The sequence below is a fragment of the Mycobacterium aquaticum genome (genome assembly GCF_002086485.1).
Taxonomy (GTDB): Bacteria; Actinomycetota; Actinomycetes; order Mycobacteriales; family Mycobacteriaceae; genus Mycobacterium; species Mycobacterium aquaticum.
Genome location: NZ_MVHF01000009.1, coordinates 172,820 through 186,901 on the forward strand (window position 1 = coordinate 172,820; position 14,082 = coordinate 186,901).

The window sequence follows — 14,082 nt, forward strand, 5'->3', positions numbered from 1 at the left end:
CGACGTAAACGCAGGGATTCTCTTGGTGTAGCGACACTTTCGTGGAAGTCAGTGATGGCGCGGGTTCACACGCCGATCTTCCTGAACACGGCGTTGGCTACATCAGAAGCGCCGCTTCCGGGATCTTCGTGGTTGCTCGCGTACCCGACAACCCGTACGTCGACGATGTATCTGTCTCTGACAGAGACTGTGCGTCGATTGGGTTTGGACGGAGAGGGGCCGCCGACAAGTCCTTCAAGTGTCGAGTCGGTTGCCTGCATGTCCTTGAGAGTGTAGTTCTCTCCGTTTGAAGTAAAGGTCATTGTGCGTCCTACGCAGTCTTTCCACGGCTGTGTCATCGCCGCTAATTGGGCCTTAGCCATGGATTCGGAGGGGTAGACGATCACGGCCTCTTCGACCAGCCACCCGGTAGCGCTGACAGGAGGAGCCAATGCCTGTTGGGCGAATTCCGTTCCTCCGCTGGGTGCGTAGATGTTCCCCGCTGCGACGGTGTTGGCGCCGAGGCACTCCGGCGCATCCACAATCGATGTGCGGTCGAACATCTTGGACAGGGGACCTTGCGCTTGAGATTCGATGTTGGGGAAGAACGGAACGTGTAGTACCGCAGTGAGTTCGGGGCCGTCGAGTAGCCAGTCTGGTGGTAAGTGTGTTGGCTGTGCTGTCGGCGTACTGCTCGACGACGTCGCGATTTGGGTCGACACCGTCGTCGACGCTCCGTTCGGCGAGCTGTTTGGCGACGCCTGCCGCGATGTACCTGTGTCGCCGGGAAGGAATAGTGACCATACGACGACGGTGACAACCACGATCGCAATAGTGCAGTACGACAACGTCACGCCGACAAGCGCCCGGTCACGGCCCTGCTGCGGTTGGCGCCTGATCTCTGACAGCGCCAGGTGGCCCAGCACAACTCCCACCGGGGCGAAGACGAATGCGAAGACGACCGACAGAGTGGCGAGAGTGTTGCCTCGCTGTTCCCGAGGAGCGGGCGGTGCAGCAGGCGGCGATGTTGGGACGCCGCCGAACGGTTGTGCGTCGAACGGATTCGGCGTGGGACCGCCGCCGAGAGTCATGCATACCCTTCAGTCACCATCAGTGCAATCCGATTGCTGCCCAGCGTTTATCGGGTGAGCGGTCACGCGGAGTGTTACTGCTGGGACGTTCCTTCTCCGGTCAGGTCCGCCACCATCTCATCGAGTCGCTCCCGGTCAGCTGTGATCGACGCTGAGGCTTTGGCGGTCGCCTTCTGCAGCGCCTCATTGAGTCTCTGCTCGACTGTTTGGGCGCCCAGGCGAAGCAAGCCGTCCTCGATGAACACCGACTTCAGGTGATGGTGACCGTTCAAGGTCACCTCGACCGTGTTGGTTTCGTCTGCTGCCGTGAAGGTTTCGGTATTCATCTTGTGCAGTTGATCGTCCATCAGAGCCTGCAGCTGTTGCGCCTTCTGCAGTACTGCGGCGACCTCGGGGTGCATTCCATCGGTCATGACGGCTCCTTAACGTTTTCCTTGCGGCGTCGTTGTGGAATCTGACGGCCGATTACCGGCTCCGTCCACGCGCGGTCTTCCTTGTACAGGTCTTCATCTGGGGACAATCTCGGGTCGCGACGCTTCTCCTTGCCTTGTTGACCGGCGCCGTGACCCATGCCGCCGCCCATGCCACCACCGCCCATTGCACCGCCGCCCATGCCGCCTCCTGCGGCGCCGACAGGTACAGCAGCGGCGTTCGCACCCCGTGCGCCAGTTGGAGTTTGCCCGAACGAATCCGCTCCCATGGACGGTCCGAGCGGAGCTTTGGGCATACCCCCTCCGCCTCCACCTCCTGCGCCTGCACCGCCTCCGCCGAGGCTGGCCGGCTTCAGTGTTGGTTCGCTGAGCTTCGACAAATCTGGCTTGCCGCCGAGGCCGGCCGGCAGACCCCCAGAAGGCGCGCCCGCTGCCGACGGGGAACCGCCCGCGCCTGATGGGGAACCGCTTGCACCGGACGAGGAGCCGCCCGACGGTGAGCCGCCGGAAGGCGAACCGGACTGCGGCTTGGAGGCAATTTTCTGTTCAGCACTCGCGGGTGACAGGGTTGGAGTCGCCGAATTCTCGGACTGCGGCCCTGATTCACCCGGCGTGGGCCCAGCCGCGTCCCGAGATTGGCCGTCTTCTGGTCCCATGCTGCGAGTGCTAGGGCCACCGACGTTGATCGCCCCGTCGGGGGGCGGATCGAGCGTGATGGCCTTCATCATCGCGGCGTTCTTGTAGGTGTTGCGGATCTCGTCGGACTCGGCTTGTAGCTTGGCCATCTCGTCGGCGATGAATTGTGCTGTCAACCCGTCGACTTGATCGACGCCGTTGGTGATCATCCACTTGAGCACCGCGTCGCCGATCATGTACCACTGATAGACAGGCGTGTGTGCCGCCCTCGCAGCTTCCTGCGCGTCAGCGATGCGTTCAGCCTCGTCTGCAAGTTCCAGCCAGGCGCCCGCGAGCTTGGTGAACCACACCGACATGGCGTCGAACTTTTGGGATGCGGCCTCGGCTGCGCTTCCCTCCCATGGCACACCGTAGGTGTTGAACTGCGAGCTCATGGTCGTCAGCTGCGCACTGGCTATACGCCAGTCGCTGGCGGCCGTGCGGAGCGAAGATCCGTTGTCGCCGTCCTGCAGACGCGCCTCGGTGTCTTTGATCTGAGCGTAGCCCGCAGCCTCTAGAGCTGTTGGAGCATCAATAGCGCGCGGCGCGGGCAAGGGGTCCGTACTCGGTTGTTCGACGGTCACCGCCGGTAGCTGACCGCCTGTGCCTGCCTTGATCGCGTCTGCGACTTCGCTGTCGACCCTTTCGTAGGCGTTGGCTGCAGATGTCAGGGCTTGCGTAAGACGCGTCTTTTGGTTCTTACCGACGACCTGGTAACCCATGATGCCGTCCGCGCCCCGGCCAAAGTTCTGAGCCACGGTGTTGGCAAAATCCAACCCGCAGGGCCGCTGTACCGATGACTGCCCCATACTCGTCGGAACTCTCAGGCCTTCGAGACTCGTCGCTCGCGCCCGAATCTGATCGGTCATCGCATTTACTTGCTCACCCATGGTCCCCCCGAACCAACTGGAGGCTCGCCTCCGAACACTGTTGTCACTGTTCCAACGCCATCTGATAACGGCTCTCTTCACGCGGATTGATCAGCTGGATGGGCAGCTGCCGGTGCCTCGGTGTGTCAATGAAGTTGGGCCGCAGGATGACTCGTCCCACACCTTGATGTGGGCCCAGGTACGTCGTGGCATGGGGCCACGCCACTCGGGGTACGCGTCCGACACGACCGTTGATCAGCGAGGCGAACTCGCGGAACTGTGGACTGAGCGTGATCACCGCGCCGGCTGCGGCCGAGCGGATCAGGAACTGGGTGAACAGCCGGGCGTCGCCGAGGTTGATGCTGACGTCGACGTCGTCGAACGGCATGTATACCGGGTAGCGGTCGGCGGTCTCGCCGATCAGCACACCGGCCGACCCGATCGGGAGCTCGTAGTGCTTGTCGGTCACCGGGCTGATGCCCTGCAGAGCGGCCCGCTGGCCGCCGAAGAGACACGAAAAGCCGCGTGGTGTTGTGGGATTGGCCAACGTGGTCAGCAGCACTGTGCTGATCGGCGCCACGCCGGGGATGACCCGAACCCGCGTCGTGGTGTGATCGGCGCGCGCTGACCACCACACATCGGGGCCGCCCGGTGCACTGTAGGCGGCGGTAAAAGTGCTGCGGCCCTTGATGACCGACCACGATTCCTTCTCGAAGCTGATCTCCGTGGCCTTGTCGTAGTCGTCGAAGCTACGGCAGCATTGGGCGTCGATCCCGTGGCTGGCCAGCTGATCGCCGATCCGCGTCGTCGACGCCACCAGGTACCGGGCCAGGCCGGAGACGCCGGAGTCGCGGCGTTGTGCAGAGCGTTGCGTCGTATCGGGATTCGCACGCAGCACCACCCAGGTGCGCCGGTTCGCTGGCGCGGGATAGGGGCCCACCACCTGCTCGTAAAGCGCCACCAGGCTGGCCGGTGCGGTGCGGCCCACCCGATGCCCGGACGAGACGATATCGGCCTCGAGGTCGGGGCAGTGCGCGAGCAGCAGGTCCTCGACGAGCTTGCTGCTGATGATGTCGTCGGTCACGGCCTTGGAGTTGACGATCACCGTCGGCGTGAAAGGCCTTGGTACCAGCTCGATTACGGAGATCAGGTAATCGCCCTGCCAGCGCACCGCAACGTGGTCGCCGGGCATCACGGTTGATCCGACGGCCGGGTCGGAAGCCGGATCAGGCGTGGTGCGATGCCGGCGCCGCCACGAGAACACTGCGGCGACCCAGCCTGTCAGCCGGCGGCCGCGGATCGTGAGCACTGAGAACAATGCGACGAGCACGCCCAGCGTGATGCCCAACCACAGCAGGTGGAAGTGCATGCAGATTGCCACGCATGCCGGAATCAGCGCGGCGGCCCAGATGGCGTGGCCGGTGCTGAACCGAAAGCCGAACTGGCGCAGGAGGTTCATCGCCGTCGCCTCAACGCGCGGCGGGCCATGGCGGCCACACCGAGGACGAAGGCCAACCCCAGACCGATGGCGACGACGATGGTGATCGGGCCACGGTCTGGCGGCGGGATGTACACCGGCGGCGGTACTTCCTTGACCCGCATCGGGGCCTTGGCCGGACCGCTCGGGACCTCCCAGGTGAGCGCGGCGACCGGATCGATCACGCCGGCTCCGACGTAGTTGTCCACGCCGCCGCCGGGATGGCGTGCGGTGGCGGTGATTCGGTTGATGATCTGCGCGGCAGTGAGATCCGGGAAGCGCTGCTTGAGCAGGGCGGCCAGGCCGGACACGTAGGCAACCGAGAACGACGTGCCGAACAGGGGTTTGGGGCCGTCCTGGTCGGCGACGGCGTTGACCGGTTGACCGTCGTACCCGAGCGCGGTGAGGTTCTCACCAGGTGCCGCGGCACCCACCCACGGTCCGGACATCGAGAAACCGCTCGGCTGACCGTTCTCGGCGATGCTGCCGACGGTCAGCACGATCGGGTCGTACCAGGCAGGGCTGACGATCGTTTGGACGCCCCGCCATCCCCGGGGATCGGAGGGGATCGACGGGTCCGGCGGCAGGTTCTGCGTGCAGTCGCCGCCGGTGTTGCCCGCGGCCACCAAGATGACCACGTTCTTGACGTTGACGGCGTAGTTGATCGCGGCGCCCAGGGTGGACTCGTCGATGCGGCGGGTCACCTTGTAGCAGGCCGCCTCGCTGATGTTGATCACCTGCGCGCCGATGTTGGCGGCGTGCACGATGGAGCGGGCGAGGCTGCGGATGGAGCCGGCAGTGGGGGTGTCGTTCGGGTTGTTCGGATCCCGTTGGGCGCCCTTGGGTTGGAACATCCCCGAGGTCTGGCGGAGCGACAGGATTCGGGCGTCGGGAGCGACGCCGACGAACCCGTCGGTCGGGGACGGCCGCCCCGCGATGATCGACGCGGTCAGCGTCCCATGGGCGTCGCAGTCGGACATGCCATTGCCGCCTGCATCGACGAAATCACCGCCGGGTTCGGCAGGGACGCGCGGCGACCCGTTGACGCCGGTGTCGATGACCGCCACAGTTACGCCGGCGCCGGTTGCGAACTTCTGCGCCTCGGCGATCCGGAGGTAGTTGTTGGCCCACGGCTTGTCGGCGAAGTTCGAGTTGGGCATGACCGTCGGGCCCTTGCACTCGTAGCGCTGCTCGGTCGGCTCGTCGGGACCCAATTGATCCGGCGGAACTGCTGCGGCGTCGATCACCGGCGGATCGATGGCCCATGCCGGCGGTGCACTGAACATCGCCAGCAACACCGCAAACATCATGACGGCTAAGCGCTGCACGCCCTACGCACCCCCCTCGACGGTAGATCCGCCTGCCGTGTGCTGATGCACATGCAGCAAACAAATCTGCGCCTGCCCCGAACCGCGTCTACCTACGACAAGCCGACTGGCCATTTGCACGCAGGCAATCATAAGGGTGTACCAGACGTGGGAATTACGCTTTCTTCCTGGGGTACTTGGCCAATGACAGCAAGGCCGATTGTTGTCCCAGACTTTCCGTTCGAGGGGTGGCGGCAGCGGCAATAGACTTGTCGGTCAGCAAGTCCGTCAGAATCGGAGGGGCCGATGACGCAGTTCAGGGCTGACACGAGTGCCGTGACCGGGTGGGGGCAACAGGTCAGCAGCCTCAGTGATGAGGTTGCCAGCTTTGTCAGTGGCGCTCCGGCGACCTCGGGTGTGCAGAACAGCCACGGCACCATCGGCTTTCCGATGCAGGATGTGCTCGACGCTGCGCAATCGGCGCGCGGCAACGCCTTGGGAGCGACTCAGTCAGCCTCGGCCAAGATCGGTGACCTGCTGAAACAGGCCGCCCAGGCTTATGAGCGCGGGGACTCGGAGGCCGCTGCACGGCTCAAGGCGCAGGCCGATCGCATGGAGTCTGCTCAGACGGAGAACGGCCAAGGCATTGGGACGGTGATGACCAAGGGCGCCCAGGGCGGCCCGCAGCCGGCGGGCCAGGTGATGAGCCAGTTCGGTCAGGTGGCCGGCCAGATGATGCAGGGCATGGCGCAACCTGTTCAGGGCGCTGTGCAGGGGCTCTCGCAGATCCCGCAGCAGGCCATGCAGGGTGCACAGGGCATCGTGCAGACCGCAATGCAGGGTGCCGGCGGCGGAGGCGCGGCGGCGGCCGATGCAGCAGCGAAGGCCAGCGCGGCCGGAGCCGGGCCGGGTGCGGGAGCCCCGGCCGGCCAGAGGCCACCCGTTCAGAGCGGGATCATGAGCGAAGAGCGGATGCGCGAACTTCAGGGGCTCCCACCGTTCGGCGGTGACGTCATGGGTCACGCGGGTGGCGATGTCATGGGGCACGCGGGTGGCGACGTCATCGTCCACGGGGAATCTCACCCGCGGCTTCCACCGATCTACGGGGACTGGCCCGACAACGGTGAGACGTTGGAACCTGGACCATCACAGTCACCACCGGTCTCTCGGAACTGGCCCAACGACGACATGCCCGATACGCGCACCTGGGAATCGCCGCCGTTCCTGCCCGACAAGTCGTAGCGCTGGACGGGAATTCGTGCACGTGGCCCAGTGCCCAGCCTGCGATACTGAGAGTTAGCTGTAGGGGATTCCGGGAGGTCTTGGTGGGGCTGCTCGATGCGTTCAATGAGACGTGGTCGCAAGCGCGGGAAACGTTCGGGCAGGGCACTCCTGAGGACGGCTCCAAGTTCGACGGCAGTTCGCGTCTGCTGCAGATGAAGTCGAGCGTGGAGGCCGCCGCACCTGATTCCCGTTGGCAGGGCACGGCTTCGGACGCCTATGCCGCGGCGAACAAGGAACACGCGCAGGTCTACGGCAAGCTCGCGGATCTCGACAAGCGGATGGCCGCTGAAGTCACCAATGCCGCCAATGTGGTGACCACGGGCCGGCAGAACCTCGACACCGTCAAGAGTTGGGTCACCCGCATGGCGGCGACGATTCCCGATACCGACGCCGACGAGCGCGACCGCAAGCTGCTGCCGATCGTCAACAAGGGTGTCAGCCAGCTCAGCGACATCATCCAGAAGTCCACCAACGACATGACCGACATCCGCGGGCGGGTGCAGGGCATCAAAGGCGAATACGACGCTCTTACGAATCAGAAGTTCGCGCCGGGGGAGAAGGGACCGGGGGAGAAGAAGGAGGAGAAGGGCAACAAGAAGGACGACAAGCCGGAACGCTTGGGAGCTTGGCAGGACCGGGGGAATGGCGAACTCAAGCCCGAGGATATGGAAGGCTTGGTTCGCGACGCGCTTAACGGCAATCAAGAGGCGGCGTCGAAAGTTGACGGAATTCTCAACGGCATCGACGCGCAGAAGCTAGGTCCCAACAGCAAGGCTCACCCACTCAGCCCGGTTGAAGCTGAACTCGTCGGCCAAATGCAGGCCCAAATGAAGCCGATGTCGATGGACGATCTTAAGGCCGCGCGCGAGAAACTCGGTCCGCACAAGGGCATCCTGGCCAACGCCATGCAGATTATGAGTGATCCCGACGTGACCTATCCACGGCATGATGGCGACGGGCCCCAGGTCGTTACGCCTGGACAGATACCGAATGATGGAGTGCTGCCGGGAGATACCGGCGCACTTCCTGACGGAGTCCAGGCCACGCTGAACCAGCGCGGCGACTTCCTGGGTCCGACGGCCCCGAGTGTTGGCTATCCGGGCAGCCAGGTCGACCTTGAAGCCGGTGAACGTGCAAATGCGGCGCAGAATCTGAAGAGTTTGGCAGACATTGTCGGGGACGGTGATCCAAAATTCCAGCAAGGGTCCCAGCTCGACCGCGAGATGATGTCAAATGCAAAAGAATGGCTGAATGCACAAGAGGGCCCACGTGGCGCCCAAGGGCACTGGGGTGACGATGTTGTGCAGCGGGTGTTTGAGACGGCCGGCCGTGACACCATTGTTGACCATGATCTGTTGACTACAGACAAGGACTTTGTTCACGACGTTTTGACCCATGAGTGGAAAGACGATGGCAAATCGGCGAGGACTCTTACTGACTGGATCGGCGGGGCAGCACATTCGGATGATCCCGCGGTAAATGCACGCGCAGGCGAAACGGCGAGTGCTTTGGCAGACTACCTCGGTGATCCCGCAAACAAGGGGACGCTGCTGGATATCAATACCGGTACGCAGCAGAACGTGTCACTCGGCAAGCTGAATCCGGAACTTACCCAGAGTCTCGCCCAAGCTATCAGCCCGTACGTAGACGATATGGCTGGCAGGAATCTCGACGGCACGCTGGGTTGGACCCCGAAGGATAGCTCGGCAGATCTGTCGTATCCACACGCTGTCCAGGTGATGGGAGTGCTTGGAACAGACGACACTGCGGCCAAGATTCTGGACGCCCAGTCGGCCTCCGTGCAGTCGGCGTACATCAACGAATACGCGAACTCTGTAATCAACAGCGGCGGCCAGTTTGCCGATTCGCATGCGATGGAGGCTGCCGGACGGCTAAAGGGAATCTCTGACGAAGGTGCGTTCATGGCGGTATCGGACACGGAATCCGACGCGACCAAGGCGAGGCAAGCAGCCTGGGACAGGATGGCGCGCAACTACGATGCGGCAAAAGACCTAGTAGGTGCTGTTCCGTATGTGAACACCGCCCTATCGGTTGAGGCTACGCTGATGAAAGACGCGATTCTAGGACCGAGACCGGATTCTGCGGTACCCGGGCATACACCTATCGAAAGTTCGCTTGGAATGCGATCTGCTCTCGCCTCAGCGTTTATAGCGAATAACATTGGTAATCAGCTAGACATAGAGCGCTTGACTGGGTTTGACATCAACCACGACGGCCAAATCGATATTCCACCGGAGTCGCTGACGGACAGAAATCGCGTAGACTACGTTAACGCTCTGAACAATTATTTCAGCCATGTGGACCGCGCGATTAGCGACCCGTTCGCAGACTACGACAAGGCTTACCGCGATGTTCTCCATTAAGGTCAGCATTACCGCAGCGTTCGTTATAGTGCTCCTTGCGGTTTCGGCGTGTGATAGGCGCACAAACGACGGTCCCCCGACCGTGGCTTCATCTTCCACTTCGCCATCGCTTTTTCCCAATTGGCCACCCGAAGCGAATGAATTCCGCTTCCACTGGTCCGCTGCACCTGGAATAGACCTCGATAACGGTCCGGCTGTTGCCCTGCGCGCCTACGTTGAGTCTTATCGCCTCGTCGGCCTAACCGGAGGTGATACGTCAGTCGTCTATCCAGGCTTCGGGCGGGCCACCCCAGACAACGCTGGAGAGGCCACCAAGCACGGTCAACTTTTCCAGCTGCAGTACGTGCGGCCGAAAACACGAGCCGAGGCGGAAAAGAACGGATGGACTTATGTCGCGCGGCAGATCTACGGATATCAGCCAACGCACTTATTAAGCCTAGTTCCGCAGGGAGACGGCTACCGCGCGACCGTCTGTCTTGGCCTCTACTCCGTGTTCACCAGCACAGACGATCCCAACAAGTACTTGTCGACAAACACTGAATCGGCAAGCGGGCCGCTGCGCTACGCAGACGGCGTCGAAATCTGGCGGGTCGAACTGACCGACCACGACCCACGGGTGGGCGACGCGCCGGGGTCGCCAGCGGTAGCCCAACGCGGCCCACTGCCCGGTCCAACAGACGACGTCTTCGGACGGTGGTTCATCACCGGTTCCAGCTCGGGCTTGTGGGGCCTGGTAGGCGAGGCTGAGGATGTCGATCCCGCGGAAGTCCGTCAGCAGTGCGGGGAGGCCATGCCGGACGATGTTGGCGCTCGCATTGCGATGTCGACCGGTCTCCACGACAGCCCTCCGCCACACGGGGACCCGATTCCAGGCTGGCCTGGCAAAGCTCAGTAGGCCAACTCGATAGTCTGCTGCGTCGTCAGCCCGCGGCACGCAGGTTAACGCGCGCGCCAAACAAATACGCATCCAACTCGGGCTCTCCGAGAGCAGCGTGGAGTACGTCCGCTTCGTCAACCGATGTATGCAAATGCGATCAGATAGAAAATACTGCGATGTGAAGATAATGGAGCCGCTGAAATGACGGTAATGCGTACTAAGACGGTATTGCTCCTGTGCGCTGTCGTGGCACAACTGGTCAATGGTTGTCAAGCTCCCAGCAACGCAGGAAAGCGCGGCTGGCCAGGAGTCGCCAGTGACGTCCGGGTGCAATGGACTGCCGATCCGGGCATAGGACTAACTGAGGGAGTTGCCGTTCCTGTGAGGGCGTACCTGGAGTCGTATGACCTCGTGGAGTTCACTGGCAATTTTGGCAATGCATACCCAGGCTTCCTCGACGCAGTGCCGCCAAATGAACCGACGAGTGCTTCGGATAAAACCTCGGCATGGGATCGGCGACCAACCGATCGATATCCCACGGGTTGGAATCTCGTCGGGAATCTTCGATTCCATATCCGGTCTGTCGAGAGCACTAGCCGTGGTGCAACCGTGACGCTATGCGAGTATCGATATGGACTTGGGCAGCGAAAGACGGATGGGACCTATGTTCCTTACATTTCCAACGGTTGGTCCTCAGACAGAGGTATTTTCGGCGTCCGTTTGGACCTGACTGATGCGCAGGAGAAGTCTGAAGCCGGCCTCGTGCCACAGCGCGGTCCCGCACTGAGCCCGAATACCAACGTATTTGGTGGGTGGCAGATAGTTGGCTACCTCACGACCTCCAGTGCTGGGTCCACTGATTGGCCGACAAAAGGTCAAGTGGTTTCTGCATGCGTCAGCAGTGCGCCAGACTCACTCGAACGGCGCAAGGATCTGGCCTCTGGTCCCTTCACCGCTGCCGATTTCGCGTCATCGCCCGCTGAACCTGGGTGGCCTGAGTAGTCGTACGGCTTTCCTGCCGGAGGAGAGTGCAGGACACGTACTTGCGTTGGGACAAGGTATGGAACCTGGGCCATCACAGTCACCACCGGTCTCCCGGAACTGGCCCAACGACGACATGCCCGATACGCGCACCTGGGAGTCGCCGCCGTTCCTGCCCGACAAGTCGTAGCGCTGGACGGGAATTCGTGCACGTGGCCCCGCGCCCAGCCTGCGATACTGGGAGTTAGCTGTAGGGATTCCGGGAGGTCGTGGTGGGGCTGCTCGATGCGTTCAACCAGACGTGGTCGCAAGCGCGGGAAACGTTCGGGCAGGGCACTCCTGAGGACGGCTCCAAGTTCGACGGCAGTTCGCGTCTGCTGCAGATGAAATCCAGTGTCGAGGCCGCCGCTCCTGATTCCCGTTGGCAGGGCACGGCTTCGGATGCCTACGCAGCGGCGAACAAGGAACACGCGCAGGTCTACGGCAAGCTCGCCGATCTCGACAAGCGGATGGCCGCTGAAGTCACCAATGCCGCCACCGTGGTGACCACTGGCCGGCAGAACCTCGACAACGTCAAGAGTTGGGTCACCCGCATGGCGGCGTCGATCCCCGATACCGACGCCGACGAGCGCGACCGCAAGCTGCTGCCGATCGTCAACAAGGGTGTCAGCCAGCTCAGCGACATCATCCAGAAGTCCACCAACGACATGACCGACATCCGCGGGCGGGTGCAGGGCATCAAAGGCGAATACGACGCTCTCACGAATCAGAAGTTCGCGCCGGGGGAGAAGGGACCGGGGGAGAAGAAGGACGAGAAGGGCAACAAGAAAGGCGACGTCCTGACACTGACTGACAAAGAAAAAGAAAAAGAGGAGGAGGACAAGAAAAAGTCAGAAGTAGATAAGCGTAAGGCGGGCGTGCAGAACGCGGCCGATGCTGGACGCCGCGATGGAGAATCCCTGGCAGACGGGAAGCTGAGCCCAGAGGAATCAAAGCGGCTACAGGACGCCACGAATCTGAGCGGCCAGGAGCGGGTCGACCTAAATAATGGAAATCTTCAGATATCACCCGAGCGGATGGCTTACCTTAACGGTCTGTCTCATTCGTTGGACGGAAAATCCCCGGCGGAGATCAAATCGATTCTGGGCAAACTCCCGCCGAGTGAGGCGGCGGCGGTGTCGAACGCGCTGCACCTCGTCGGTAGTGACAAAGTGCATACAGACCCGATTAGCCCTTCGCTAAAACCCGGCGATCCCGGTTTTGTTCCCACCGTGGGTGGTAAGGAAAATCTGCCCAAAAGCATCCAAGACATCTTCGACGCACCGCTTCGTAACAATCCATTCGGTGAAACGGTCACGATGCCCGACGGATCGAAGATCCAATTGCCACCCGATCATAACAAGCCATACAAGTTCCTCGACGAGTATCGAGACATAGCTGCGATCTCTAACTACGCTGATCCCAGCGTGCAGCGGGGCAGTGCTCTAAACGACGGGATGCTGGCGGAATCGCGGGAGCTACTCGAAGACTTTCAAAGTGATCGCTGGCCAAATTATGATGACCGGTGGGGGCATGAGAACCTCGATCCAACCCTCCAGCAGCTGTTAGCAGCTTCCTCCAACGATCCCACCGCTGTCCACGACGCAATTGTAGGGGCTGACGGGAAGTCGCCGAATAACGCCTTCATAAAAGACCTCTACAGCCATGACTGGGCCGATAACGGTAAAGCGGCAGGGTCATTATTCCCGAATGCGGCCGAGCATTCCACTCGTGCCGGCGAGACGATGCACGCTTTTGACGCCTATGCGGGCGAACACTACCAGGACCTGCTCAATATGAACGGTGGTAAAGACTCCCTAGGGCAGATAAATCCAGAATTAGTGCGTGCTCTGGGCGCCGCCAGTGCGCCGTACATCGATGATATGACAGGGAAAACGGTTGACGACACATCGGGATATTCGAAGCTTGACCCGGGGGCGAACGCGAACAATCTCCGTGGCCTATTTGCAGTTATAGACTCCGACGACCAAGCTGGAGCAGCTTTCAATGGTGCGGCTGCGAACACCTGGAAGGAATATTACGCAGATTATTCGCTCGGAATAAAGAACGGCGACTACCCGGATGGTGATTTGCTTCAGGCGGCTGGGAAACTGCAGGGCGCCATGGACATGGGCGAGTATATTCATCAACTTGATTCCGGAAAGGATGATTATGCCGCGAAACACGCGACTTGGGAGAAGCGCGGCGAATGGTACGACGCAGCTCATAAGTATGCCAGCTTGATCCCTAAGGTTGACGATGCTGTCGCGGCTTACGACAAGATTCCTGGCGATCCACTGCGCAAGCTATTTATGGGAGAAGAACCGTCTCCTGGGACATTAACGCCCATGGTATTGCATAACGTAGACGAGCCTGTCCGCGCAGTAGCCGAGTATCTGGTGGCGCAGAAAGCGGGAGATCTCGGTATCCTTGCTCAATATGTAGGGCCAGACGGTAACCTATTGCCGAATGCGCCTAATGGCTTGCTAGCCGCATACGTGTCCAAGGCTGCCAACTACAATGATCTGCCTTGGATCAATTGGACTCATGCATACGAGCAGGCTATTTATGTATCAGACGGAGAATTCGATAAGATCAAGCCGCCGGAGCCAAAGAAGTGAGAATTGCTTTTGGATTGCGTGACAAGGCGATGCAACGGTGTAGTGCGTTGCTCTGCGCAGGCCTTAC

Annotated in this window: 9 protein-coding genes; 4 read left to right on the forward strand and 5 right to left on the reverse strand. The window is 61.6% G+C overall.

The window, feature by feature from the left end:
* Positions 1-65: 65 nt before the first annotated feature.
* The 5 genes from BST13_RS12355 to mycP form a co-directional block, all read right to left on the reverse strand.
* On the reverse strand, positions 66-1,070 hold the full coding sequence (locus BST13_RS12355) for a sensor domain-containing protein (RefSeq protein ID WP_083164166.1): 1,005 nt from the start codon (positions 1,068-1,070) through the stop codon (positions 66-68).
* 74 nt (positions 1,071-1,144) lie between these two features.
* Positions 1,145-1,483 (reverse strand): YbaB/EbfC family nucleoid-associated protein, encoded by a 339-nt coding sequence (locus BST13_RS12360; RefSeq protein ID WP_083164167.1) that lies wholly within the window; start codon positions 1,481-1,483, stop codon positions 1,145-1,147.
* The gene (locus BST13_RS40190; RefSeq protein WP_142282773.1) at positions 1,480-3,045 is read right to left on the reverse strand and encodes a PPE domain-containing protein; all 1,566 of its coding nucleotides are present in this window, start codon (positions 3,043-3,045) and stop codon (positions 1,480-1,482) included. The genes BST13_RS12360 and BST13_RS40190 overlap by 4 nt, the downstream gene beginning before the upstream one ends.
* A 64-nt stretch (positions 3,046-3,109) precedes the next feature.
* Positions 3,110-4,504, reverse strand: a complete 1,395-nt coding sequence (gene eccE / locus BST13_RS12370) for a type VII secretion protein EccE (protein WP_083164169.1) — start codon at positions 4,502-4,504, stop codon at positions 3,110-3,112.
* Complete coding sequence (mycP, locus tag BST13_RS12375; protein ID WP_425437013.1) at positions 4,501-5,832, reverse strand: type VII secretion-associated serine protease mycosin; 1,332 nt, start codon at positions 5,830-5,832, stop codon at positions 4,501-4,503. The genes eccE and mycP overlap by 4 nt, the downstream gene beginning before the upstream one ends.
* Positions 5,833-6,135: 303 nt before the next feature.
* Between mycP and BST13_RS12380 the strand changes: the two genes are divergently transcribed.
* The 4 genes from BST13_RS12380 (at position 6,136) to BST13_RS39460 (ending at position 14,015) form a co-directional block, all read left to right on the forward strand.
* Positions 6,136-7,071, forward strand: a complete 936-nt coding sequence (locus BST13_RS12380; RefSeq protein WP_083164171.1) for an ESX-1 secretion-associated protein — start codon at positions 6,136-6,138, stop codon at positions 7,069-7,071.
* 83 nt (positions 7,072-7,154) lie between these two features.
* Positions 7,155-9,497 carry a TPR repeat domain-containing protein gene (locus tag BST13_RS39455; protein WP_211296070.1) on the forward strand — a complete coding sequence of 781 codons (2,343 nt, stop codon included), beginning with the start codon at positions 7,155-7,157 and terminating at the stop codon, positions 9,495-9,497.
* Positions 9,498-9,579: 82 nt separating this feature from the next.
* Complete coding sequence (locus tag BST13_RS38675; RefSeq protein WP_142282774.1) at positions 9,580-10,392, forward strand: hypothetical protein; 813 nt, start codon at positions 9,580-9,582, stop codon at positions 10,390-10,392.
* A 1,235-nt stretch (positions 10,393-11,627) separates the two neighbouring features.
* Complete coding sequence (locus BST13_RS39460; RefSeq protein WP_211296071.1) at positions 11,628-14,015, forward strand: TPR repeat domain-containing protein; 2,388 nt, start codon at positions 11,628-11,630, stop codon at positions 14,013-14,015.
* Positions 14,016-14,082 lie beyond the last annotated feature (67 nt).